Origin of the sequence: Micromonospora sp. CPCC 206061, assembly GCF_036906915.1 — a bacterium.
GTDB lineage: Bacteria > Actinomycetota > Actinomycetes > Mycobacteriales > Micromonosporaceae > Phytohabitans.
This window is the reverse complement of sequence record NZ_JBAKHX010000051.1, coordinates 1-21,869: the sequence shown is the minus strand read 5'-3', so window position 1 is coordinate 21,869 and position 21,869 is coordinate 1. Positions and strand designations below refer to the sequence as shown.

Here is a 21,869-nt window from a genome sequence, read left to right as displayed (position 1 = left end):
AGGACCATAGGACGCGGCCCAGCCTGGTCGTTTGCCGTTCGACTGTGCTCGAATGGAACGTGATCCGCATCGAGTTCGCGCCCGCCGACCTGGCCGGGCTAAGGTTCGCGCACTCGCCGATGGTCGAGGTCGTGGCGAGCGGCTTCGCGCTGAGCCAGCCCCAGCGGCACTGGATGCACTCCGCCTGGCGCGCCCGCGTACGCCCCCGCCTCGCCGGCGTCGACACCTTCCTCGCCCTGCTGCGCGGCCCGACCTGCTACGTCCCCGACTTCCTCACACCCGTCCCGGACATCGCCCGCCCCAGCCTCGACGACGAACTGCGCACCATCGCCGGCACCCCGCTCGACCGGGTCGCCGCCGAGGTCGCCGCCGGCTGGGCCGGCCACCGTGCGCCGCCCGAGATCACCCGGTTCGAGACCGACCCGGCGGGCGCGCTGGCCGAGCTGATAGCGCAGGTCCGCCGGTACTTCAGGCTCGCCATCGCCCCGATCTGGCCGCGCCTGCGCGCGACCGCCGAGGGCGAGATCACACACCGGGCGCTCGCCGCCGCCGAACACGGCCCGCGAGCGCTGCTCGCGGGACTCCATCCCAAGCTGCGGTGGGACGGTTCGGCGTTGCTTCTCGGGTACGCCAAAAGGCAGGACTGGGCACACGATGGCAGCCCGCTCGCGCTGATGCCCGCCGCGTTCGCCGGCCCGATGGTGTACGCCACCACCGGCACTCCGAGCGGCCGCGCCCTGTGGTATCCGCCGCGCGGCTACGCCGACCTGTGGTCCGCTGGCGGACACCTCGCCGAACCTCCCGCAGCCCTCGCCGCGCTGCTCGGCCCCACCCGCGCGGCCGTGCTCACCCTGCTCGCCGTGCCATGTAGCACCGGCGAGGTGGCCGAGGCCCTGCGGCTCGCGCCGGCAACCGCCTCCCACCACCTGACCACCCTGCGCGACGCCGGCCTGGTCGTCGGCCAGCGCACCGGCCGCCGCCTCCGCTACCTGCGCACCGGCCTCGGCGAGCAACTGGCTAGCTAGGCGGTGGCCCGATGAGATCCCACCGGTTGCCGGCGACGTCCACGAACACCACCACCCGCCCATACGCTTCTGCGCGCGGCTCGGTCACGAACTCCACGCCCGCCGCCACCATGCGCTGGTAGGTGGCCTCGAAGTCGTCCACGCGCAGGAAGAACCCGACCCGCCCACCGACCTGGTTGCCCACAGCGGCGGCCTGGCGCTCGCCGTCAGCCCGCGCGAGCACGATGCCCGTCTCCGCCCCCGGCGGCCGCACCACCACCCACCTCTTCGGGCGCCCGTCGTTCGTCAGCGAAGGCGAATCCTCGACCAACTCAAACCCCAACACCTCCGTAAAGAACCGGATAGCGGGTTCGTACTCATCCACCACCACCGTGAACCGATCAACTCGCACGTCCTAACCTCCCACCAAATGCCGACCCGCGCCGACCCGCGCCGCTCGCCGTCCACCTTCGCCTCCCCAGCGTGTCACCGCCCCAGCGTGTCACCGCCCGTACGGCGACGGGGCGCGCGGGGTATCGGTCCACTCATGTTCGTCGGTGGTAGAGGTTGCGGCGGGGTTTGCGTTCGGTGTCCACATAGTGTGGTGGGATGAACTCGGGTCTGCCGTCTGCGCCGAGGCGGACTTCCCATTCGCGGTGGTGGATGAGTCGGTGGTGGTAGCCGCATAGCAGGACGCCGTTGTGTAGGGCGGTGGTGCCGCCGGTGGTCCAGGCGGTGATGTGGTGGGCGTCGCACCAGCGTGGTGGCCGGTCGCAGCCGGGGAACGCGCATCCGCCGTCCCGGGCGACGAGTGCGCGTCGTAGTGGTCCGGTGAACAGTCGTCGGGATTGTCCGACGTCCAGGATCTGCCCGTCTCCGCCGAGGACCATGGGGATGATGTGGGCGTCGCAGGCCAGCCGTCGCACCTGTTCGGCGGTCAACCGTTCTCCGGTGTCGAGTTGCCCGTCGCCGAGTTGGTGGTGGAGTAGGTCGTAGGGGACGGTGACCACGATCTGCGGCCGATCCCCGCCGTTGGCGGGTAGTTGTTCGGTGTGTAGCGCCAGCCGGCACACTTCGACCAGGGCGTCGGCGCGGCGTTGGGTGGCGGTGCGTTCGTCGGGTTTGCATAGTGGGTCGAGGGCGGCGTTGATGGTGGCGGCGGCTTCGGTGTCGAGCCAGCCGGTGAGCCGGTAGCGGCCGTCGCCGGTGTTGGTCAGGGTGAAACCGCGGGTCTGTTGTGCCTTCTTCTCCTCCTGTTCGGCGGCTCGTCGGTCGGCGTCTTCGGCTATGTCTGGTGCGAGGTGGGTCAGGATCCGGGCGGTGATCTTTTTGAGGATGGCTGGTTCCCAGTCGGTGTGCTGGTCGACCAGGGTCTTTTCGGCCAGGTCCACCACATCGGTCGGCACCTGCCCGGCCAGGTCGGTGATGGTTTTGGCGAGGATGTGTGCCTGTTCGATGTTGATCGCCGCGGTCGACAGCGCCGCATCCAGGACGGGTCGTTGATCCACGATGCGGGCCAACTCCACCATCCGGCGTGCGGTCTGGATGCTCACGTGCAAGCGTCCGCGGAGCCAGACGGCGGTGCTGCTGGCCTCTTGTGTGATGGGCAGGTTCCGGCCGTCGATCTCCCGGATCAGGTGCAGTTGGGCGGCGGTGAGCATCTGCTGGGCGTCATGCACCGCATGCAAAGCGGAGACGAGATGATCGTCGGGCAGCGACCACACGGCGGTGCTGGCGCATTGGCCGGCGGCGCTTGTGAGCTGCTGCAACGTTTCCCGCACACATCAATTCTCGTACGTTCGTGCGATGATCGTTGCCCTCGCGGCCGCCACGCCGGAGGCGACACGCCGACACCACGAAATTGGTTCCCGTGCGGGTTGTCGGGTGGTGACGGCGGGGGTCTTGAGGTTGCTGCGGCTGGGCTGCGACCCGCTGTCGGGGTCGGCGGGGAGACCGGGTGGGTGCCGCGCTGGCACGGGCTTGTTGGCGGTGGACGGGCGTCGCATCCGCGCGGTTGTTGGCGGCGTGGCGGGACGCTGTGTTCGCACGGGGTTGTCAGGTGGTGGGACGGGCGCCGCGCTGGCACGGGGTTGTCAGGGGTAGGCGCGCGCCGCGCTCGCACGGGTCGTCGGCGTGGGGCCGCTGTGCGCGGGTGGTCCGGCTGCCTCCCGGCGCGGAGCCTGTCACAGTTCAAGGGGTCAGCGCCGATCGAGTTGAACGGCCCGGCGGCTGGGTCGGAACCAGCACGCCGCGTTCTGGGGTTTGGCTGCTTTCCCATGGCGACGGCCCAGCCCAAGATCCGGCGCCTCGTCGACCATGCGGCGGCTGGATGAGCGTTGGTTCGCGGCCCGGCCGCGCCTCAGACCGCGCGGAGCTTGCGCCGATCGGCTCGTCGATCAAGGAGATCTGCATTGACCAAGGGCAAATGCACGTGGAAATGAGATCGAACCACGTGCATTTGCCCTTGATCGGCGGGAAGGAGGGCGAGGGGAAGGCGGGACGTTAGGGCGCGCGGAGGGTGAGCAGGGTGATCTCGGACGGGGCGAAGACTCGGAAGGGAGGGCCCCAGAAGCCGGTGCCGCGGCTGGTGTAGAGCTGCGTGCGCTCGCTGTGCCTGGTCAGGCCCTGGACCACCGGCTGGTCTACGCGGACCAGGTAGTGGAAGGGCCAGATCTGGCCACCGTGGGTGTGGCCGGAGATTTGGAGGTCGATGCCGTGCTCGACGGCGTCGCGGACCTGCTTCGGCTGGTGGGCGAGGAGAAGTACCGGCAGGTCCGGGTCGGCGCCAGCCAAAGCTGCCGCATGGTCGGCGCGGTGGCCGGGGGCGCCTGAGCCGGCGGCGGTTATGTCGTCCACCCCGGCGATCACAAGGCCCGCGCCGTTTCGGGAAACCACCACGTGGCGGTTGTGCAGGGCCTGCCAGCCGAGGTCGCGCATGTGGTCGAGCCAGCCCTGGGCGGCGCCGAAGTACTCGTGGTTGCCGGTCACGTACGTCTTGGCCAATCGCGCCTGGACAGCGCCGAGCGGTGCGGCCTGCTCACGGCGCTGGTCGACGGTGCCGTCGGCGATGTCGCCGGTGTGGCACACGATGTCGGGGTCGAGGTCGTTGACGGCGTCGATGACGCGGGCGGACCAGCGGGCGCGGTCGATGGGGCCGTAGTGGGTGTCGGTCAGGAGCACGACGCGTACGCCGTCCAAGCCGGCGCCGAGCCGGGGGAGTGTGACGTCGACGCGGCGTACGCGAGGCACGCGCATCGCTTCCACGTATCCCCAGACCAACAGGACGATCGAGATCGCCGCGACCGCCGCCGCGACGATCCGGGAGCGTGTCGGGTCGGCGACGCCGCCGACGGCGAGCGCGGCGCGGAGCACGTTGCCGAGCAGGGCCCAGGCGAAGAGGACCCAGATGACGCCGAGGAGCGTGTCGCCGGTGCGGGCTGCCCAGTCGAGGTGCCGGGGACCGTGGCCGAGGATCATGAACACGGGGAACGCGACCAGGGCGGCCACGAAGAGCAGCGTGCCCGTGGCGGTGAGGCCGATGGGCAGATCGCTCGCGAGCACCAGGGTCCACCAGGGAACCCCGAAAAGCAGGCCGAGGATCGTCGTGAGCAGCGCGCCGAACCGCAGCGCCCGCAGCCACCGTCTCGAAGGTGCGGCAACCGCCGCCTCACTCGCCGTCACCGCCGAAGCATGACACCCCTGCGGCGCCATCGACCACACGAAGCTCTCAGCGCGCACTCAGAAACGAAGCGCGGTGCGAAACGAAGCGCGGTGCGAAACGAAGCGCGGTGCGAAACGAAGCGCGGTGGCGAAACGAAGCGGCGCGGAACGAGGCTCCATGCGGAAGGGAACGGCGCGCGAAACGGAGCGGCGCGTGGAAGGGGCGCCGCGGGCGAGGTGCGCCACACACCCCGCCCGCGACGTCAGCCGCCGCACACCTCGATCACGGGCTGGCGAAACTCGGGTGGGGCGGCTGGCTGTAGGCGGTGTTCTGCCAGGCGACCGCCACGCGGTACTGCCGGTCCGGCATGAGCGAGACCCGCCTGATGCTGGTGGTGTCGGTGGACAGTTGGTGGTTTCCCCTTGCCCGTCCACGCGAAGATCGGCTTGAGACGTTTCATCGGACCACCACCAAGCGGGAGGGCGGGAAAGCGCTTGCCGTGCCCGTCAACGTAGGGGAAACATGTACCTACGTCAATAATCAGGCTGCTCCATGTGCGCCGAACGTGCACCAGCTGACGTACGCGCCGGGGTCGTCGCGGTCGAGCGACTCGCGCGCCTCGAAGAGGGCGTGCGCGAGCGTGCGCCCCTTGTTCAGGTGCTCGTGCAGGCCGCACATGAGGTCGATGGCGGCCACGTCCGGCACCGCGGCGGCGCTCGCGACGATGCCGGCGGTGCCGCGGGCGAGCAGGGCGCTGACGAAGCCGAGCACCTCGTCGCCGGCGTATGTGGCGTCGGCGCCGGATTCGCAGGAGGCGAGCACGAGCCGGTGTGGTGCCGCGCCGCGGGCCTCCAGTTCCTGCATGGTCAGCGGCCCGTCGGCCAGTACGAGCGAGGAGAAGAGGGGGTTGTCGGCGCGTAGCCGGCCGTGGCAGGCCAGGTGTACCAGGTCGGCGCCGTCGAGCAGGCGGATGACGGCCTCGGCGGTGCTGTGCGGTGGGGTGACGACGGTGGCGTGCGGGTACATCGCGTGCAGGCGCTGCACCTCGGCGGTCGCCCCGGTCAGGTGCGGGCCCTCGACCAGCACCACCGACTCGCCGGGCGGGCGGCGCAGGGCGGACTCCCGCGCCCTCGTCCAGAACCGTGCCGATGGGGCGAGGGAGACCGGGCCGTCGTGCAGCGCCGCCCAGGGCACGCCGTGCAGGTCGCCGACCGGTACCACGACGAGCTCGGCGTCGGGTTTGACGCCCAGCGGCTCGATCAGCAGTCCGCGCAGGCTGGTGATCCGTGACTCGGCGCTCAGGCGGGCGGCGGCCAGGGACTGCGGTGGCCTGTCCTGGGTCAGCCGGCGCAGCGCGAAGTACAGCGTCTTGAGCTGTTCGAGGGCCGGGCCGGCCGGTCCGAGCTCGACCATCCGGCTCCGCCTGCTGGGCCGGGCCTCGACCACCACCGCGAGCAGCCGGTCGCCGAGCAACCCGTACTCGATCAGCACCCGCCCGTCGAGCAGCTCGCGCAGGCCCGCGGTGGCCCCGGCCGCGGACCTCTCGGCCCGTGCGGGCCGATGCCAGGTGGCGCGGCGGATGCGGTGTTCCAGGGCGAGCTGCCGCGCGATCAGCGGTGCGGCACCGCTGCGTTCCGACTGCTGCGCGGGCGCCGCCTCCAGCTCCGCGCTCACCGCGCGCAGCGCCTCCAGGTCGTCCTGCACGTCGGCCGTGCCGGCCGGCCCCGCCGGCTCGGCGGCCAGCAGGGCGGCGGCGCGGGTGCGCTCCATCCACTCCAGGACGCGGTGGGCCGCACCTTCGCGCACGACCACTTCGAGGCCGAACTGGCCCAGCTCGGCGCCGTGCCCGGACGCCAGCGCCCGCAGCTCCACGGACGGCAGCGCGGCCCGGTGCCGCGCGAGGTCGCCGAGGCCGCGCCGGCAGTGCCAGAGGACCTCGTCGTCCTGGCCGGACAGCCGGGCCGCCAGCGCCGCCGCCACGGCACCGCGCAGCCGCACCAGGACCGGGCTGCGCCGGGCCAGCTCCGCCGCCCGCCGCAGCGCGGCGACGGCGTCGCGGATCCGTTCCAGGTGCGCGGCGATCCGGCCGGCGACCGTGTACGCATCGACCGCCGCCGACCAGGTGCCCCTGGTCTCCATCGTGCGGGCCACCCGGCGCGCCTCGCGCAGGTCTGCGGCCGACGCGGTGCCGGTGCGCAGCCGCGCCTCGGCCGACACCAGCGCGGCCCGCGCCCGCCACAGGCCCCGTCCCTGCCGGCCGAAGCTGTCGGCGGCCAGCCGGGACGCCTGCTCGGCCTCCTCGGGGTTGCCGGCCAGCATCGCCAGCTGGGCCACCCGCAGCTCGGCCTCGGCACCCATCAGCGGCACCCCGTTGCGGCGGAACACCTCTGCGGCGGTACGGGCGGCGGCACCCGCCTCGGGCAGCAGCCGCAGGTCGATCAGCGCGTCCGCGTACTCGACATAGTGCTCGCCCAGCGGCAGGCCGGCGGCCTCGTGCGCCCGGCCGGCCTCGTCGAAAAGGCGAAGCCCTTCGGCCAGCCGCCCGGACTGCACCGTGGCCCACGCCCGCGTCTCCAGCACCATCGCGACCAGCGCCGGCCCGACCCGCTCGGCGCGCCGTCCGGCGTCGTCGAGGCGTCGCAGCGCCTCACTGTGCCGGCCGTGCTGCGCCTCGATCATGGCCAGGTTGTTGCCCGCGATCACCTTGACCCGCTCCGGGGTGTCGGCCCGGGCTAGCAGTTCGCGGTAGGTGGTGGCCGCGTCGGCGAGCCGGCCGATGTTCTGGTGCAGCACCGCCCGCTGGAACGCCAGCTCCACCTCGCGGTCCGGCGCGACCAGGGGCCCGGCGGCGTCCAGGTCTCGCTGCGCGGCGCCCATCGCGCCCAGCTCCTGGTTGACCGCCGCGCGGCTCATCAGCACGTCGGCGAGTGTGTGGTCGAGGCGGTGCCGGCGCGCGATCCGGGCCGCCTCGTCGAGCAGCCGCTTGGCGGCCGCGTCGGCGAGCTTGGCCCGCTCGGCCCACGCCAACGCCCGCAGCGCGAGCGCCAGCGCCTCGGGCGCTCCCGCCCGCCTCATGCGGGTGACCAGAGCCGCCGCGACCGGGTGGTACCGGCGCGGATCCGCTACGACACCCTCGTGTACACGCTTAGCGTGTATCACGAGGTCTCTTGGAGTCTCTGTTTCGGTCAACGGATCAAACTTCCGCTGTCGCACATGAGAGAAGCCGGGTGATGACATGAACTTGACGGACGGGCCTGCAGGGTACGCCTTCAAAGGTGACTATTCGGAATCCTATGGGAACCGCGTGCCAGAGCTGCGTCGGATCGTCGCGCGTCAGGTGTCCGAGCTCAACTCGATTGGTTCGCCGCGAGGCGCTGAGCTGCTGGGTATCCTACGTGGACGGCGTAGTGGGCGGCGTGATCTTCCACAGATCGAGGTACGCCAGCGAGAACGCGGCCGCGAGAGCCTGGTCGCCCGCGGCGAGCTCGTGATGCGCTCCGACACCGTCGAAGCGCGCGCGCTGCTCGACGTCATGAAGTCGCGCGGCTTCGACGACGTGGCCGAGCGACGCGGCGGGCTGTGCCGGTTGCGCCACGGCACAGCGCTGCTGCCGACTGTGGAGCGTGCCATCGAAGAGTGCTCCCGCAAGGGCACGCAGGGCTGGACCAACTACGTCGCCACGATGGCCGCGGTGGGCAAGGGGATCGGCGGCCCCGAGCCGATCGAGTACAGCGAGACGTACACGGCGCCAAGTGGCGCGGCCGGACCGCGGGTGGCGGTGATCGACACCGGCATCCCGATGGCGCAGCGGAGCGATGGGTGGCTCAACGACGTGCCGCGCGCCGGCAGCGACATCGACCAGCTCGACGTGCTGCCTGCCGGGCCAGACGGGTTCCTCGACTTCCAGGCCGGGCACGGCACGTTCGTGAGCGGCATCGTGCAGCGGGTCGTTCCGGGCGCCGACGTGCGGGTCTACAAGGCGGCCGACAGCGACGGCTTCGCGTCCGACGACATGATCGCCGACGCGCTGCTGCGGGCGTACGAGGACGGCGCCCAGGTCATAAACCTGTCGCTGGGCATGCGGACCGCGGACGACGAGCCACCGCCCGCGCTGGCGGCCGCAGCGGAGTACATCGCGCAGGACTCCGGCGGCGCGGTTGTGATGATCGCGGCGGCCGGCAACTTCGGCGACGACGCGCCGTGCTGGCCGGCGGCGCTTCCCGGCGTCGAGGCGGTGGCGGGCCTGAAAGCTGACCTGTCCCCGGCGCAGTGGTCGAGCCACGGCGATGTCCAATTCTCGACAGTCGCCGAGGGTGTCCGATCGACATTTGTCACCGGCCAGGAGTCGCCGGTGTTCGACCGGGAGCCGGAGGAGTTCGGGAATGACGCGTGGGCCTTGTGGAGCGGAACCTCTTTCGCGGCACCGCAGGTCGCCGGCGCGCTCGTCCGGATCTGCCGCGAGATTCCGGGGACGACGCCGCGCCAGGCGGTCGCTCTGCTCGCCAGCCGGGGTCAGCCCATTCCGGGTTTCGGCAGCGCGATGCAGATCCTGGAGGGCGTACGCTGAGGCCGTCCGCCTGGTCTTCCGGGTCCTCCGGCGAAGGGAGGATGTCGTGGGAAGTGATGTCGTCCGGCGTCCGATTTCCGACGACCTGGCCTCGCTCGTCAGGGCCAGCGTCGCCGGCGACGAGACGGCCTGGAACGAGCTGGTTCGCCGGCACGCCGGGCTCGTCGCCACGGTCATCCGGCGCTTCCGCCTGTCGACCACCGATGCCCAGGACGTCAGCCAGCTGGTCTGGCTGCACCTCATCGAGCACCTGCCGAAGATCCGCGAGCCCGCGGCGCTGCCCGGCTGGCTGGTCACCACGACCCGCCACGAGTGCCAGCGCCACCTGCGCCTCAACAGTCGAAGCGTGTTGACCGACCCGGCGACCATGTCGCAGCTCAGCTCCGGGGCGGACGACATCGACCAAGACCTGCTGGCGGCCGAGCAGCGTCAGGTGCTCCTCGCCGGCCTCGCGGAGTTGACTGACGAGCAGCGCCGGTTCCTCGCGCTGCTCGTCTCCGACCCGCCGTGCCCGTACGCCGAGATCAGCCGGATTCTCGGCATGCCGATCGGCAGCATCGGCCCTACCCGTATCCGCACGCTGGAGAAGTTGCGCGAGACGCGAGCCGTCCAGGCGTATCTCCGGGCGAACGGGAAGGCCGCGAAGACAGGAGGTGCCCGGCATGCCCTCGCGGAACTGGAATGACGACGACGAGCTTATGCGCGCTCTTCGCGAGGCGCTGCTTCCTCACCCGGAGGAGCAGCATGTCGTGGCGGCGGCGCGCGCGGCGTTTCGGTGGCGGACGGCCGACGCCGACGTGGAGTTGGCGTCGCTGCTCTACGACTCCGACCTCGACCAGAGCGTTCTGGTGCGCGGGCCCCTGCATGGCACGCCCCGCACCCTCGTCTTCGGGCGAGGGCCGGTCAACGTCGAGATCGAGGTCAGCGAGGCCGGCATCGAGGGGCAGCTCGTGCCGCCCGAGGCGGGTGAGGTGCGGCTGGTGACGGCTTCTGGGGCCGATGCGGAGACCACCACGGCCGACGAAGTGGGATGTTTCGCCTTTCCGGCGCGGCGGCGAGGTCCGATCCGGATCGAGTGCACGCTGCGGGGCGGGCGTATCGCGACTGAGTGGATCACCGCTTAGTGACTGCTCCCAAGGCGCGCGAAGGAGCCGGGCGAAGCGAGGGCAGCAGACACAGCGGCGGCCGTGGCGGACGCTGTGAGCGGTCCGCAAAATGGATAAAACACTAGAACGGCGACAAAGGCATCCGGTTCCCGGAGAGCCCGCCTACGCTTGACCGTCATGGCGTCCCGGGACACACACAACCTGCGCGCGGTACTCGCGGTGCGTGGGTTCCGGCGGCTGCTCGGAACGCGTCTGACCAGCCAGTTTGCCGACGGGCTGTTCCAGGCTGCGCTTGCCGGCAGCGTGCTGTTCAACCCCGACCGGCACACCAGCGCGCTCGGCATCGCGATCGGCTCCGCGCTGCTCGTGGCGCCGTACTCGCTGATCGGTCCGTACGTCGGGGTCTTTCTCGACCGGTGGAGTCGTCGCCAGGTCGTCGTCCGCACCAACCTTCTCCGCGCCGTGCTGGTCATACCCACGGCGCTTTTCATCAACGCGGGCGGCGAGGGCCTCGGGTTCATCGTCTGCGCGTTCGCGGTCATCGGCTTGAACAGGTTCCTTCTGTCCGGATTGTCCGCAGCCGTCCCGCACGTGGTCGAAGACCGCCGGCTGGTCACCGCCAACTCGCTCGCCGGCACGCTCGGCTCGATCTGCTTCTCGTCCGGGCTGGGCCTCGCCGCGTTCCTGGTCCACTCCACGGTCTCGGTCGGCGACGGCGGGTACGCGGTCCTCGCGGCCGTCGCGCCCATCGGGTATGTGACCTCCGCCGTCCTCGCGCGGCGCTCGTTCCGGGTCGACGAGCTCGGGCCCGACCACGTCGAGCGCGAGTGCAAGACCTCGATGGGGTCGGCCCTGGCAGCGGTGGCCCGGGGGATGGGCGACGGGCTGCGACACCTCGGCCGCCGCCGCGGCGCCGCGTACGCCATGGCCGCCAAGTCGGGGTTCCGGGTGTTCTTCGGGGTGCTGACGCTCGCGATGCTCCTGCTGCACCGCAACTACTTCGTCACCGACAACGACGTGCAGGACTCGATCACCGGCCTGGTGTTCGTGGTCGCCGCCGCGAGCGCCGGCGTGGTCACGGCCGCCCTGGTCACGCCGCCGGTCACCCGCCGGATCGGTGGCTGGCGGTGGGTCAGCGTGCTGCTGCTCGGGCTCGCGGTCGCGCTGCTGGCGTTCGCGCTTCCGTTCACCGAGGTGCTGCTCGTCGTGGCGGTGTACTTCGTCAACATCGCGTCGCAGGGCATGAAGATCGTGGTGGACACCGCGATCCAGCACGAGTGCGCAGACGAGTACCGGGGCCGGGTGTTCGCGGTCAACGACACCACTTTCAACCTGACCTACGTGGCCGGCATGTTCATCGCGGCGCTCATACTGCCCGCCAACGGTCACTCGCCCTTCGCGGTCGTGAGCGTGGCGATCGGGATGGCCGTGCTGGGCGCCTGGTACGCGGTCGTCGCCGGCCGCTGGGCCCGCCGCGAGGGCGACGACATCGCTCAGCCCGTGCCAGCCCCGGTCCCGACCTCGGTGTGACGCGCCAGGTGGGCGCGGAGGCGATCGGCGAACGAGCGGTCGCGGAGGAGGGCCTCCAGGTCCGCGACCACGCGAGTCAAGGGGTACGGGAGCGCGGCGTCCAACTCGCGGACCGTCGCCTCGGTGGCGCGCCACTCCGCTTCCAGGAAGGGCAGCACCTCGCGCCCGCGCGTGCTCGGCTGCACCAGCCGGGTCCGCCCGTCGGGCCCGGAGGCGCTCTCGACCAGCCCCGCCGCGCGCATCGCGGCGACCGTCTGGCTCATCGCCGAGTGGGTCACCTCGACGCGGGTGGCGAGCTCGCGGATGGTCAGCGGGCCGTGCCGGCCCAACTGGATGAGCGGGCCGACGAAGCGGGTGCGCACCTCATCGAGACCGGCCTCCTCGTACAGGGCGGCGATGTCGCGGTCGATCGCCTCCAGCAGCACGCGCAGCGGCCGCCAGTGGCTGCCGTCCAGCTCGTCCGTCACGCCCGTCAAGCTACTCGACCACGCGGAAGGTCATTCCGGCGTTCGACAGGCGGGCGCGTAGCGCGTCGCCCATCGCCACGGCCGTGGTGACCTGGCCGGCGGTCTCCGGGAGCGGGTCGTGCGCCAGGCACAGGGCGGACTCGGCGAGCATCTTGGACGTCTGGCCGTACCCCGGGTCGCCACCGGTCACCTCGGTGACCACCCGCTGGCCACCACCCTCGGCCACGAACCGGACCCGGAACCACGACCGCGCCCGCCGCTCCGGGCTCGGCCCCGAGCCGGCCGGAAGGAGCCGCCGCAGCGCGCGCCGGGTCGGCCCGACCTTGGCCAGCACCATGGCACCGGCCGCGCCGACCGCGATGCCGCCCGCCACCAGCGGGTTCCGCAGGGCCGCGAAGTGCCCGTACGAGAAGTCCGGACCGTAGCGGGGCAGCGCCCGCGCCGAGCGCACCACGATCTGCGGGTCGATCGTGGGCAGTGGCAGCACCCACCGGCCAATCGCCTTGTCGTACCCGGGACGCCCAGGCTCCCCGCGCACCCGGCGGGACCGGTCGGACGGCTCCTGCCGGCGCCGCTCCCGGTGCGCCTGTGCCGCCTGGCCGGAGCGCGCGAAGTTCGTCAGCACGGTGTCGAACGTGCCGCCGGACGGCCGGCCGCTCGCGGTCAGGTAGCCGCGCATCCGGATCGGCACGCCCTCGGGCAGCTGCTGCACCGTGTAGTGCGCACCCAGGTCGGCGGGGATCGCGTCGAAGCCGCAGGCGTGCACGATCCGGGCGCCGGTGCGCTCGGCGGTCGCGTGGTGGGCCAGGTACATCCGGTCGACGAACTCGGGCTCGCCGGTCAGGTCGACATAGTCGGTGCCGGCGGCGGCACAGGCGGCGACCAGCGGCTCGCCGTACCGGATATAAGGGCCGACGGTCGTGATCACCACGCGGGCCGACTCCGCGAGCCGCCGCATGGCGGCGTCGTCGCTCACGTCGGCCTCGATGACCTCGGCCTCACCGACGCTGTCGCGCAGCGCGCGCAACCGCGCGCCGTCGCGGCCCGCAACCGCCCATCGGGTACCGGCCGGCCGGTGCTCCGCCAGATACTCGGCGACCAGTGTGCCGGTGAACCCGGTCGCTCCGAAGAGCACCACGTCGAACTCCCGCTCAGCCATTACCGAAGGGTAGACGCCGGCGGGTTCGGCGGTAGTTTCATGGTCATGAGTGGCGAAACCCTGCGATCCGTGACGATCGAACGCACGAGCCTTGGCCGGTACGAGGTGCGGAACGCCCGCGGCGGCACCCTGACCATCGGCTCCAGCGACGGCCCCGACTTCACGCCGGTCGAGCTGCTGCTCGCCGCGCTCGGCGGGTGCACCGGCGCCGACGTCGACCACATCACGAGCAAGCGCGCCGAGCCGGAGCGGTTCGAGGTGCGGGTGACGGCCGACAAGGTGCGCGATGAGAGCGGCGGAAATCGCCTGGTCAACCTCGTCGTGGAGCTGAGCGTGGCGTTTGGAGAGGGCGAGGCCGGCGACGCGGCCCGGGAGATGCTGCCGCGCGCGGCGAAGATGTCGCACGACCGCCTCTGCACCGTCTCCCGCACGATCGAGAGCGGCACGCCGGTCGACACGAAGGCGAGTTGACAGTCGCCGCCGGTGGCCAGACCGGCGGCGACTCCCCTGTGTCGCCACGGGGGTGGACGACGACCAAAGGTGCCCTCATTGTGACGGAGGGTGCCCCGCGCCCGCCTCCGTGAAATTACGTAATCTGCTCGCGCGATCGCATGACCAGGGCGGCGACGTAGTAGGTGGCCGGCTCGCCGCTGCGGTTGGCGTATCCGTGCGCCACGTCGGCCGCGAAGTACAGCGAGTCGCCGGCCGCCAGGTCGATCGCCTGGTCGCCGACGGTCACCCGCACCTCGCCCGACTCCACCGCGATGTACTCGTGCGACCCCGCCGCGTATGCGGGAAAGTCGCCGGCGTCGCACCCGGCGGGCAGGGTGACCCGGATCAGCTCGAAGTTCACACCGGGCACCACCGGCGACAGGATCGTGCGGTGCCAGCCGCTCGGGTACGCCGCCGTGTCCTGCCGATCGGCCCGCCTGACGACGACGCGGTCTGGAATGGGGTCGGCGAGCAGTCGGGTTAGCGACACTCCCAGCCCGTCGGCGATCCGGTCGAGCACCACTACCGTGGGTGCCTTCAGCGCCCGTTCGACCGAGGAAAGCATGCTCACGCTGACTTTCGACCGGTCGGCGAGCTCTTGGAGCGTCATCCCGCGCTCTGTCCGCAGCGCCTGGATCCGTCCGCCAAGCTCGGGAAGATTGAGCACATCCGCTATGGTACGTGTCTTTTCACTATAGTGGTGTTTCATTTTGAGCCCCGCCGACGCCTATTCAATGAGCGGTTTTCATGTGCGGGGGGATCATGACAGTGCGTGACGGGCGGGACACCTGGCTGGCCGGTTTGGCGCGTGCCGGAAACGGACGCGCGCTCGACGAACTCCTGGAACGCCACTGGACGGTGGTGCACCACATCGTCGGCTGCGGCCTCGTCGAGCACTCCGACGTCGACCGGGCGCTCACGGCGCTGGCCGCGCGGCTCCGGCACACCGTGCCCGGCGAGGAGCAGGTACGCGCCTGGTTCGTGACGCAGGCGCGGCGCCAGGTCCGCTCGACCCGCCGTCCCGGCGCGACCGGGCCTGACGGCCCAGACTTTTCCGCTACCGCCGTCGCCGCTTTGGGGCTGACCGGGCAGGCGCGGCACCTGGTCGAGGCACTGCGGTGGCTGGCGCCGCACGACCGGGACACGCTCGCGCTCTGGTGGCTCGCCGAAACCGGCGAGCTGACGTCCGCCGAGGTCGCGGCCGCGTCCGGTGACTCACCCTCCGACGCGGATGCTCGAGTACGCCGGATGGCGCCCCGCCTCGACGCCGCGCGCCAGGTCGTGGCGGCGCTCGCGGCCGACCCGGTGTGCGCAGACCTGGCGCTGCTGGCCGGCGGTGCGGCCCGTCGCCCCGAGCCCCACCGCCGCGATCGCCTCGCCGCTCACGTGGCGGAGTGCGCGCGATGCGCCACGGAACTGGAGCCCGCCCCGCCGCTGCTCGGCTCCCTCGGGCTCGTCCCCGCACCCGCCATATCCGCGTCGCGCGCGTCCGCACCGCCCCGGTCCTCGGCGCCCGCATCGCGCCTGGACTCCTCCACCCGGCGGCGAAACGCGCCCGCCTTCGGCCGACCGCGCGACGCGGTCGCCACCGCGCCCGCCATACGCGACCCGGCTGCCGCGCGCGGCTCGGCCGGCGCACGCCGCTTCACCGGCCGCCGCAACTCGACGGCGAGCTGGGGCGACCTGGCGATGGGCGGGGCGGACACGGTCGCCGCCGACTCCCAATCTCCCGTCCCTGGCCCGGATTCCCTAGCCGCCGGCTCGCGCGCCGCCAGGAGCGGCGCGATGGCTACCTCAAGCGGGCCGGGTGCGGGCCACCGCGGCGCGGCACCGGGCCTGCGGGCCATGACCAGCCTCGGTGGCTCCGCCATCGCCGGCGTCCGCAGCAGGCTGGCTCGCCTCGCCGTCCAGGCGGACGCGGCCGGCACGGGCGGCGCGGCCTCGATGCGTGGCCTGGCGAGCCACATCGCCGACACCACGTCGGCCCTCACCTATCGGGGGCGGCGGTTCCGGCCGGCGGGCCTGTCCCGGCAGGCGATCCTCGTCGCACTGGTGGCCGTCATGTTGGTGGTCGTAGCGGTGGTCGCCAACCAGGCCACCCGCTCCGCCGCTCCCGTGCACGATCCGGGGCCAGCCGCCACGACCGCCGCGCCCGAGCCGTCGCCGGCAGCGGTCACGACCGTCCCGGGCACGCCTCCCGCGAGCGGCTTCACGCCACCCGGCCGCGCCGTCGCGCCTGACCGGATGCCGGCTCCGGTACTGACCACTGCCGCGGCGCCCACGCCCTCGGCCCGTCCGCCGGTCACCACCTCGTACGAGGCGGAGGCGGCTCGCTTCGTCGGTGCGACCGAGGCCATGACGATGCCCGGCTCGTCCGGTGGTCGCATCGTGCACAAGCTCGGCACCGGCAGCAACCCATACGGGTACGTCGAGCGTGGCGCGATCGAGTTCACCGTGAACGCGCCGACGGCTCGCAGGTACGCGGTCACGGTGTACTACGTCGACGCGAGGCAGCGCACCGCGTACGTGCGGCTCAACAACGGTCAGTCGCAGGCGTGGACGTTCCGCGCGGGCCGCTGGGACACGGTGTCGTCGGCGACGTTCCAACTCGACCTGCGCGCCGGCGCCAACAGCGTCTACTTCCACAACCCCGCGGACTGGACGCCCCGCCTGGACCGCATAACCGTAACCGGCTGATGGGCGCGCGGTAGCCTCGGCTGGTGGAGTGGGCGGAAGCGCGGCGGCGGGCCGTCGAAGGGCACGCTGCTGCCGAGGAGCGGCGTAAAGCGAACGAAGCGGCCGCCGCGCACGAGCTGATCGCCGGATTCGTGCGGACCGCGAAAGAGCGCGCGCTGCCCGCGACGCGGCTCACCGCGCGGCCGTACCAGGGCGGCGGCCGCTATCGCACGGCCCTGCGCGGCTGGTATCTCAAGGCGGACCGCTCGCTGGCGGTCGGCACGGACGGTGAGCTGTACCTGCTCACCGTGCCCGCGAGCCTGCGCGCCCGGCTGGCGGGCGCGCACGTCGCGCCCCACCAGCCGCGCCTGGTGGTCGGCGAGGGCGGTCGCGACGGCGAGTCGATCCCGCTGCGTACGCTGCTCGACCGCCGCCTGGCGGCCGGTCCGCAGTGGCCCTAACAGTCCAGGGCGGCGTCCAGCCAGGCGAACGCCTCGTCCTGCATCTCGGCCGTGAACCGGAAGACCAGCGTCACGTCGCCCACTCCGATGTGGTCGCCGTTCGCCAGCTGCCGCGGCGAGTCGCCCACGGGCGCCCCGTTGACGAGGCGGGTTGGTTCATGTCACCACCTCACCCCGATCGTGTACCTCGTACCGGGGCGAGGCGGACGGATCACCCGATCGTGCGTGCGGGCACCACGGCCGCCACGGAATCGCGCACCACGATATGCGTTCCCAACACGACGTGCTGCGGCTCGTCGGGGTGAAGGGCCAGCCGGACGGCCGTGCGGCCCAGCTCCTCGGTCGGCACCCGCACCGTGGTCAGGGCGGGCACCACGTTGGTCGCCAGCGGGATGTCGTCGTACCCGACGACCGACACGTCCTCCGGCACCCGGACCCCCGCCTCGCGGAGGGCTAGCAGCACGCCGGCCGCGACCATATCGGTGGCGGCGAAGACCGCCGTGAAGCGCACACCGTCCGCGAGCAGCTTGCGAGTGCCCGCGTGCCCGAAGGCCTGGCTGTACTCGCCGGGCACGACCAGGGCCGGATCCAGCGGTACGCCGTACGCCTCGTGCGCCCGGGTGAAGCCCTTTATGCGGTCGCGGCTGGTGGTGTGGTCGACCCGGACGTTGCCCAGGTACACGATCCGGCGGTGGCCGTGCGACAGCAGGTGACTGGTGATCGCGTACGCCCCGCCCTCGTTGTCGTACTCGACGACCGTGGTCGGCACGCCCTCGCCGAGCGGGGGTCGGCCGCACAGCACCAGCCGCGAGCCCGCCTTGTCCAGCGCGTGCGCGAAGTGGATCATCCGCTCCTGGTACTCGGCGCCCAGGTAGCCGCTGCCCACCAGGATCACCGCGTCGGCGCGCTGCTCGCGCATCGCCTCGACCACCGCGAGCTCGCGGGTCGGGTCGCCGTGCGTCGTGCAGATCAGGCACAGCCGCCCCTCGGCGGTGGCCTGCTGCTCGACGCCCTTGGCCACAAACGCGAACGAAGGGCCGGTGACGTCGTCCATCACGAACGCCACCATCCGCGAGCCCGCGCCCTTGAGAGCGCGGGCCTGGGCGTTCACCACGTAGTCGAGCTCGCGCACGGCGCGCTGCACGCGGGCCCGGGTCGCCGCGCTGACCGGGTAGTCCCCGGCGAGCACCCGGGAGACGGTCGCGGGGGAGACCCCGGCGCGCGCGGCAACGTCTTTCACCGTCATGCGGTGATTGCCGGTGTCTTCGCTCGAACGTCGGGCCACTGCTGGATCGTAGGCCGCTTAGACAACGTTCTCTACGGGCTCGCCGGCCGGCATCTCCGGCGACGGCTGCGCGGCACCCACCGGGCGCACATGCCGCATCGCGACCAGGATCAGCACCGCGGTGCCGAGGACCAGCGCGGCGCTGATCCCGGCCACCGTCGCGAGCCCGGCCGTGAAGGCGGCCCGCGCGGACTCCAGAAGGGCGGTCCCGACCTGGGTGGGCAGGTTGGCCGCCGCGGCGGAGGCGCCGGCCAGCGTGTCACGCGCCATCGCCGGTACGCCGTCCGGCGCGTCGACCCGCGAACGGTAGACAGCGGTCGCGAGGGTACCCATCGTGGCGATGCCCAGCGCGAACCCGAACTCGTTGCTGGTCTGCGAGATCGACGCCGCCGAGCCGGCCTTCTCAGGTGGTGCCGCGCCCACGACGAGGTTGGTGCCGAGGGTGAGCAGCGGCCCGGCACCCAGGTTGATCAGGGCGAGCCCCGTCACCACGTACGCCAGCCCATCCGACGAGGGCGTCCGGGTCAACAGGACCAGCCCGCTCGCCGACACCACCAGCCCGCCAGCGATCAGCCGCGCGGGCGGCACCCGGCGGGCCAGCAGCGGCGACACCTGCAGCGTGGCGATCGCGGCCGCCACGGTCGGCAGCAGCCACAGCCCAGCCCGCAGCGGCGACAGCCCCTCGACGAGCTGGAGGTACTGCGTGATCAGCACCATCGTGGCGCCCGGCAGCATCGTGTTGACCAGCATGCATACCAGCGCCGCGGTAAACGCCCGATCGGCGAACAGCCGCACGTCCAGCAGCGGATCGGGCAGCCGCACCTGCCGGCGTACGAACGCAAAGCCCACGGCCGTGCCTGCCGCGAGCGCGGCGAGCGGCGCGGTGGTCAGGCCGTTTCGGGCCAGCTCCTTCAGACCCCAGACCGCGGGCAGGATCGCGGCCAGCGACAGCGCGACGCTCGCGAGGTCGATACGCCCGGCGCGCGGCGCCTTGTACTCCGGCAGCAGCACCGGCCCCAGCACCAGGAGCAGCACCATGGCGGGCACGCCAAGCAGGAACACCGAGCCCCACCAGAAGTGCTCCAGCAGCGCCCCGCCCACGACCGGGCCCAGCGCGATGCCGCCCATCAGCGACATCAGCCAGACGCCGATCGCGACCGGCCGCTCCTTCGGGTTGCGGAACATGTTGGTGATCAGCGCCAGCGTCGACGGGGTCAGCGTCGCCCCGGCCACGCCCAGCAGTGCGCGGGACGCGATCAGCATCGCCGGACTGGTCGCGTAGGCGGCCAGCACCGACGCGGCGCCGAACGCCGCCGCACCGACCAGCAGCAGCTTGCGGCGCCCGATCCGGTCGCCCAGCGTGCCCATCGTGATCAGGAACCCGGACAGCAGGAACCCGTACGAGTCGAGGATCCACAGCTGCTCGGTGCCGCTGGCGGACAGGTCGGCGCTCAGCCGCGGGAGAGCCAGCAGCAGTACGAAAATGTCGATCGAGACAAGCAGTGAGGGCAGGGCGAGCACCGCCAGCCCGATCCACTCCCTACGCCCGGCCTTGTCGTCCATCGGTCCGTCCCCTTCCAGGTTGGGTCTTCACCCAAAGGTCGGAGCGGGCCGTGGAGTCTCTACACGCCCGGTCGGCGCCGTCCAAGCCGCTCCGCGACCCGGCGGGCCGCCTCGGCGTACTCGGGCACCGTCGACATCGCCGCCGCGATCCGCAGATGGCCGAGGGCCTCGGTCAGGCGGTTCTGCCGTTCCAGGGTGCGGCCGAGCAGATGGTGGGCGTATGCGTCGCTCGGATCGCGCTCGATGAGCACCCGCAGTTCGCGCTCGGCGTGCGTGAGCTGCGCCGACGCGAAATACGCCATGGCCAGCTCCAGCCGCACCTCCGAGTTGCGGGGCTCCGCCGCCGCGACCGGCTCCAGGATGCGCGCGGCCTCGGTCGGCTTGCCGAGCGCCACGTAGAACTTCGCACGCTCGTACTCGGCGCTGAGGTCCATCTGCACTCCCTCCGGTGGTCCCGTCTACGGTACGGGCCCTAGGCTGGCGGGCGTGGTGATCACGAACTGGGCTGGCAATGTCACCTTTTCGGCGCGTCAGCTGCACCGCCCGGCGTCCGTCGCCGAGCTGCGCGAGCTGGTCGCGGGCGCCGACAAACTCCGGATACTGGGCAGCGGACACTCGTTCAACCACATCGCGGACACCACCGGGTACCTGGTCTCGCTCGCCGACCTGCCACCCGTGATCTCCCTTGATGAGGTGCACGGCACCGTCACCGTCTCACCCGGGCTCCGGTACGGCGAGGTGGTGCCTCAGCTACACGCCGCCGGGTACGCCCTGCACAACCTGGGCTCGCTGCCGCACATCTCCATCGCCGGTGCCTGCGCCACCGGCACCCACGGCTCCGGCGTCGGCAACGGCACCCTGGCATCCGCCGTGGTCGCCCTCGACCTGGTCACCGCCGATGGCGAACTGCGCACCATCGGCCGCGACGACGAGCTGTTTCCGGCCGCCGTGGTGGGCCTGGGCGCACTCGGCGTGGTGACGAGCCTGACGCTGGCGTTGCGGCCGGCGTTCGACGTGGCCCAGTGCGTGTACGACGACCTGCCGTACTCCGCCGCGCTCGACGGCTTCGACGCCATCATGACCAGCGGATACAGCGTGAGCCTGTTCACCGACTGGGCCGGGCCGCGCTTCAACCAGGTATGGGTCAAGCAGCTCGCTCCCGCTCCCGCGCCCCCGAGACGGTGGCATGGCGCGACGCTCGCCGACGCCCCCCGCCACCCCGTGCCCGGCATGTCGGCCGAGCACTGCACCGAACAGATGGGCGCCCCCGGCCCGTGGCACGCCCGGCTCCCGCACTTCCGGCTGGAGTTCACGCCGAGCAGCGGCGAAGAGCTGCAATCCGAGTACTTCGTGCCACGCGACCAGGCCGTTTCTGGCCTGGCGGCGCTCGACGGTCTCCGCGACCGGATCGCGCCGGTGCTCCAGATCAGCGAGGTGCGCACGATCGCGGCCGACGACCTGTGGCTCAGCCCGTCGTACCGCCGGGACACCGTGGCGTTCCACTTCACGTGGGTGAAGGACACAGAGGCGGTCCTGCCGGTGCTGGCGGAGATCGAGGCGGCTCTGGCCCCCTTCGACGCCCGCCCCCACTGGGGCAAGCTTTTCACGATGGCCCCCGAGGTGGTCGCCGCCCGCTACACCCGCCTCTCCGACTTCGCGGCACTGGCAAGGCACCTAGACCCCAACGCCACCTTCCACAACCCTTTCCTATCGCACCACCTCCCCTCCTAGCCCGCGCGCCCTGCCCGCCCGCGCGCCCTGCCCGCCCGCGCGCCCTGCGCGTCCTGCGCGCCCGCCCGCGCGTCCTGCGCGCCCGCCCGCGCGCCTCTTCCCGCCGATCAAGGGCAAATGCACGTGGTTGGATCTCTTTTCCGCGTGCGTTTGCCCTTGATCCATGC

Annotated in this window: 21 protein-coding genes; 9 read left to right on the top strand and 12 right to left on the bottom strand. The window is 72.0% G+C overall.

From position 1 onward, the window contains the following. The first annotated feature begins 44 nt into the window (after positions 1-44). Entirely contained in the window at positions 45-1,025 is a 981-nt protein-coding gene (locus V6V89_RS27700; protein ID WP_334622377.1) for an ArsR/SmtB family transcription factor, read from the top strand. Here the strand turns inward: V6V89_RS27700 and V6V89_RS27695 are convergent. The 5 genes from V6V89_RS27695 to V6V89_RS27675 form a co-directional block, all read right to left on the bottom strand. Then, positions 1,018-1,416: a VOC family protein gene (locus V6V89_RS27695; RefSeq protein WP_334622376.1), complete on the bottom strand. Its 399-nt coding sequence runs from the start codon at positions 1,414-1,416 to the stop codon at positions 1,018-1,020. The two genes, V6V89_RS27700 and V6V89_RS27695, sit on opposite strands and share 8 nt — an antisense overlap. Positions 1,417-1,549: 133 nt before the next feature. After that, positions 1,550-2,785: an HNH endonuclease signature motif containing protein gene (locus V6V89_RS27690; RefSeq protein ID WP_334622375.1), complete on the bottom strand. Its 1,236-nt coding sequence runs from the start codon at positions 2,783-2,785 to the stop codon at positions 1,550-1,552. 721 nt (positions 2,786-3,506) lie between these two features. Further along, on the bottom strand, positions 3,507-4,685 hold the full coding sequence (locus V6V89_RS27685) for a metallophosphoesterase (protein WP_442935228.1): 1,179 nt from the start codon (positions 4,683-4,685) through the stop codon (positions 3,507-3,509). Positions 4,686-4,947: 262 nt separating this feature from the next. Continuing rightward, positions 4,948-5,073, bottom strand: a complete 126-nt coding sequence (locus V6V89_RS27680; protein WP_334622409.1) for a rhamnogalacturonan lyase family protein — start codon at positions 5,071-5,073, stop codon at positions 4,948-4,950. Between the two features lie 132 nt (positions 5,074-5,205). Beyond that, positions 5,206-7,740 (bottom strand): CHAT domain-containing protein, encoded by a 2,535-nt coding sequence (locus V6V89_RS27675; protein WP_334622374.1) that lies wholly within the window; start codon positions 7,738-7,740, stop codon positions 5,206-5,208. A gap of 229 nt (positions 7,741-7,969) precedes the next feature. Between V6V89_RS27675 and V6V89_RS27670 the strand changes: the two genes are divergently transcribed. The 4 genes from V6V89_RS27670 to V6V89_RS27655 all read left to right on the top strand — a co-directional run bounded on the left by V6V89_RS27670 (position 7,970) and on the right by V6V89_RS27655 (position 11,868). Next, complete coding sequence (locus V6V89_RS27670) at positions 7,970-9,232, top strand: S8/S53 family peptidase (protein ID WP_334622373.1); 1,263 nt, start codon at positions 7,970-7,972, stop codon at positions 9,230-9,232. Between the two features lie 46 nt (positions 9,233-9,278). Beyond that, positions 9,279-9,917, top strand: coding sequence for an RNA polymerase sigma factor (locus V6V89_RS27665; RefSeq protein ID WP_334622372.1), 639 nt, complete (start codon positions 9,279-9,281; stop codon positions 9,915-9,917). Then, positions 9,895-10,356, top strand: a complete 462-nt coding sequence (locus tag V6V89_RS27660) for a hypothetical protein (RefSeq protein WP_334622371.1) — start codon at positions 9,895-9,897, stop codon at positions 10,354-10,356. The genes V6V89_RS27665 and V6V89_RS27660 overlap by 23 nt, the downstream gene beginning before the upstream one ends. 159 nt (positions 10,357-10,515) lie before the next feature. Beyond that, positions 10,516-11,868, top strand: a complete 1,353-nt coding sequence (locus V6V89_RS27655) for an MFS transporter (protein ID WP_334622370.1) — start codon at positions 10,516-10,518, stop codon at positions 11,866-11,868. Here V6V89_RS27655 and V6V89_RS27650 read toward each other — a convergent pair. Beyond that, entirely contained in the window at positions 11,832-12,335 is a 504-nt protein-coding gene (locus V6V89_RS27650; RefSeq protein WP_334622369.1) for a MarR family winged helix-turn-helix transcriptional regulator, read from the bottom strand. The two genes, V6V89_RS27655 and V6V89_RS27650, sit on opposite strands and share 37 nt — an antisense overlap. Positions 12,336-12,345: 10 nt before the next feature. After that, positions 12,346-13,494, bottom strand: a complete 1,149-nt coding sequence (locus V6V89_RS27645) for a saccharopine dehydrogenase family protein (protein ID WP_334622368.1) — start codon at positions 13,492-13,494, stop codon at positions 12,346-12,348. Between the two features lie 69 nt (positions 13,495-13,563). Between V6V89_RS27645 and V6V89_RS27640 the strand changes: the two genes are divergently transcribed. Next, entirely contained in the window at positions 13,564-13,965 is a 402-nt protein-coding gene (locus tag V6V89_RS27640) for an OsmC family protein (protein ID WP_334622367.1), read from the top strand. A 115-nt stretch (positions 13,966-14,080) separates the two neighbouring features. On the opposite strand, the gene V6V89_RS27635 is transcribed toward V6V89_RS27640, so the two are convergent. Continuing rightward, the gene (locus V6V89_RS27635) at positions 14,081-14,653 is read right to left on the bottom strand and encodes a helix-turn-helix domain-containing protein (RefSeq protein WP_334622366.1); all 573 of its coding nucleotides are present in this window, start codon (positions 14,651-14,653) and stop codon (positions 14,081-14,083) included. A 95-nt stretch (positions 14,654-14,748) separates the two neighbouring features. On the opposite strand from V6V89_RS27635, the gene V6V89_RS27630 reads away from it, so the two are divergent. Then, positions 14,749-16,683, top strand: a complete 1,935-nt coding sequence (locus V6V89_RS27630; RefSeq protein ID WP_334622365.1) for a hypothetical protein — start codon at positions 14,749-14,751, stop codon at positions 16,681-16,683. Positions 16,684-16,706: 23 nt separating this feature from the next. Next, positions 16,707-17,123, top strand: coding sequence for a hypothetical protein (locus V6V89_RS27625; RefSeq protein ID WP_334622364.1), 417 nt, complete (start codon positions 16,707-16,709; stop codon positions 17,121-17,123). Here the strand turns inward: V6V89_RS27625 and V6V89_RS27620 are convergent. The 4 genes from V6V89_RS27620 to V6V89_RS27605 form a co-directional block, all read right to left on the bottom strand. Continuing rightward, positions 17,120-17,251: a hypothetical protein gene (locus V6V89_RS27620; protein ID WP_334622363.1), complete on the bottom strand. Its 132-nt coding sequence runs from the start codon at positions 17,249-17,251 to the stop codon at positions 17,120-17,122. The genes V6V89_RS27625 and V6V89_RS27620 overlap by 4 nt on opposite strands. 83 nt (positions 17,252-17,334) lie before the next feature. Beyond that, positions 17,335-18,408, bottom strand: coding sequence for a LacI family DNA-binding transcriptional regulator (locus V6V89_RS27615; protein ID WP_334622362.1), 1,074 nt, complete (start codon positions 18,406-18,408; stop codon positions 17,335-17,337). Positions 18,409-18,426: 18 nt separating this feature from the next. Continuing rightward, on the bottom strand, positions 18,427-19,971 hold the full coding sequence (locus tag V6V89_RS27610) for an MFS transporter (protein WP_334622361.1): 1,545 nt from the start codon (positions 19,969-19,971) through the stop codon (positions 18,427-18,429). A gap of 59 nt (positions 19,972-20,030) precedes the next feature. Beyond that, positions 20,031-20,405, bottom strand: coding sequence for a tetratricopeptide repeat protein (locus V6V89_RS27605; protein ID WP_334622360.1), 375 nt, complete (start codon positions 20,403-20,405; stop codon positions 20,031-20,033). A 52-nt stretch (positions 20,406-20,457) separates the two neighbouring features. Between V6V89_RS27605 and V6V89_RS27600 the strand changes: the two genes are divergently transcribed. Next, positions 20,458-21,702 carry an FAD-binding protein gene (locus V6V89_RS27600; protein ID WP_334622359.1) on the top strand — a complete coding sequence of 415 codons (1,245 nt, stop codon included), beginning with the start codon at positions 20,458-20,460 and terminating at the stop codon, positions 21,700-21,702. Positions 21,703-21,869 lie beyond the last annotated feature (167 nt).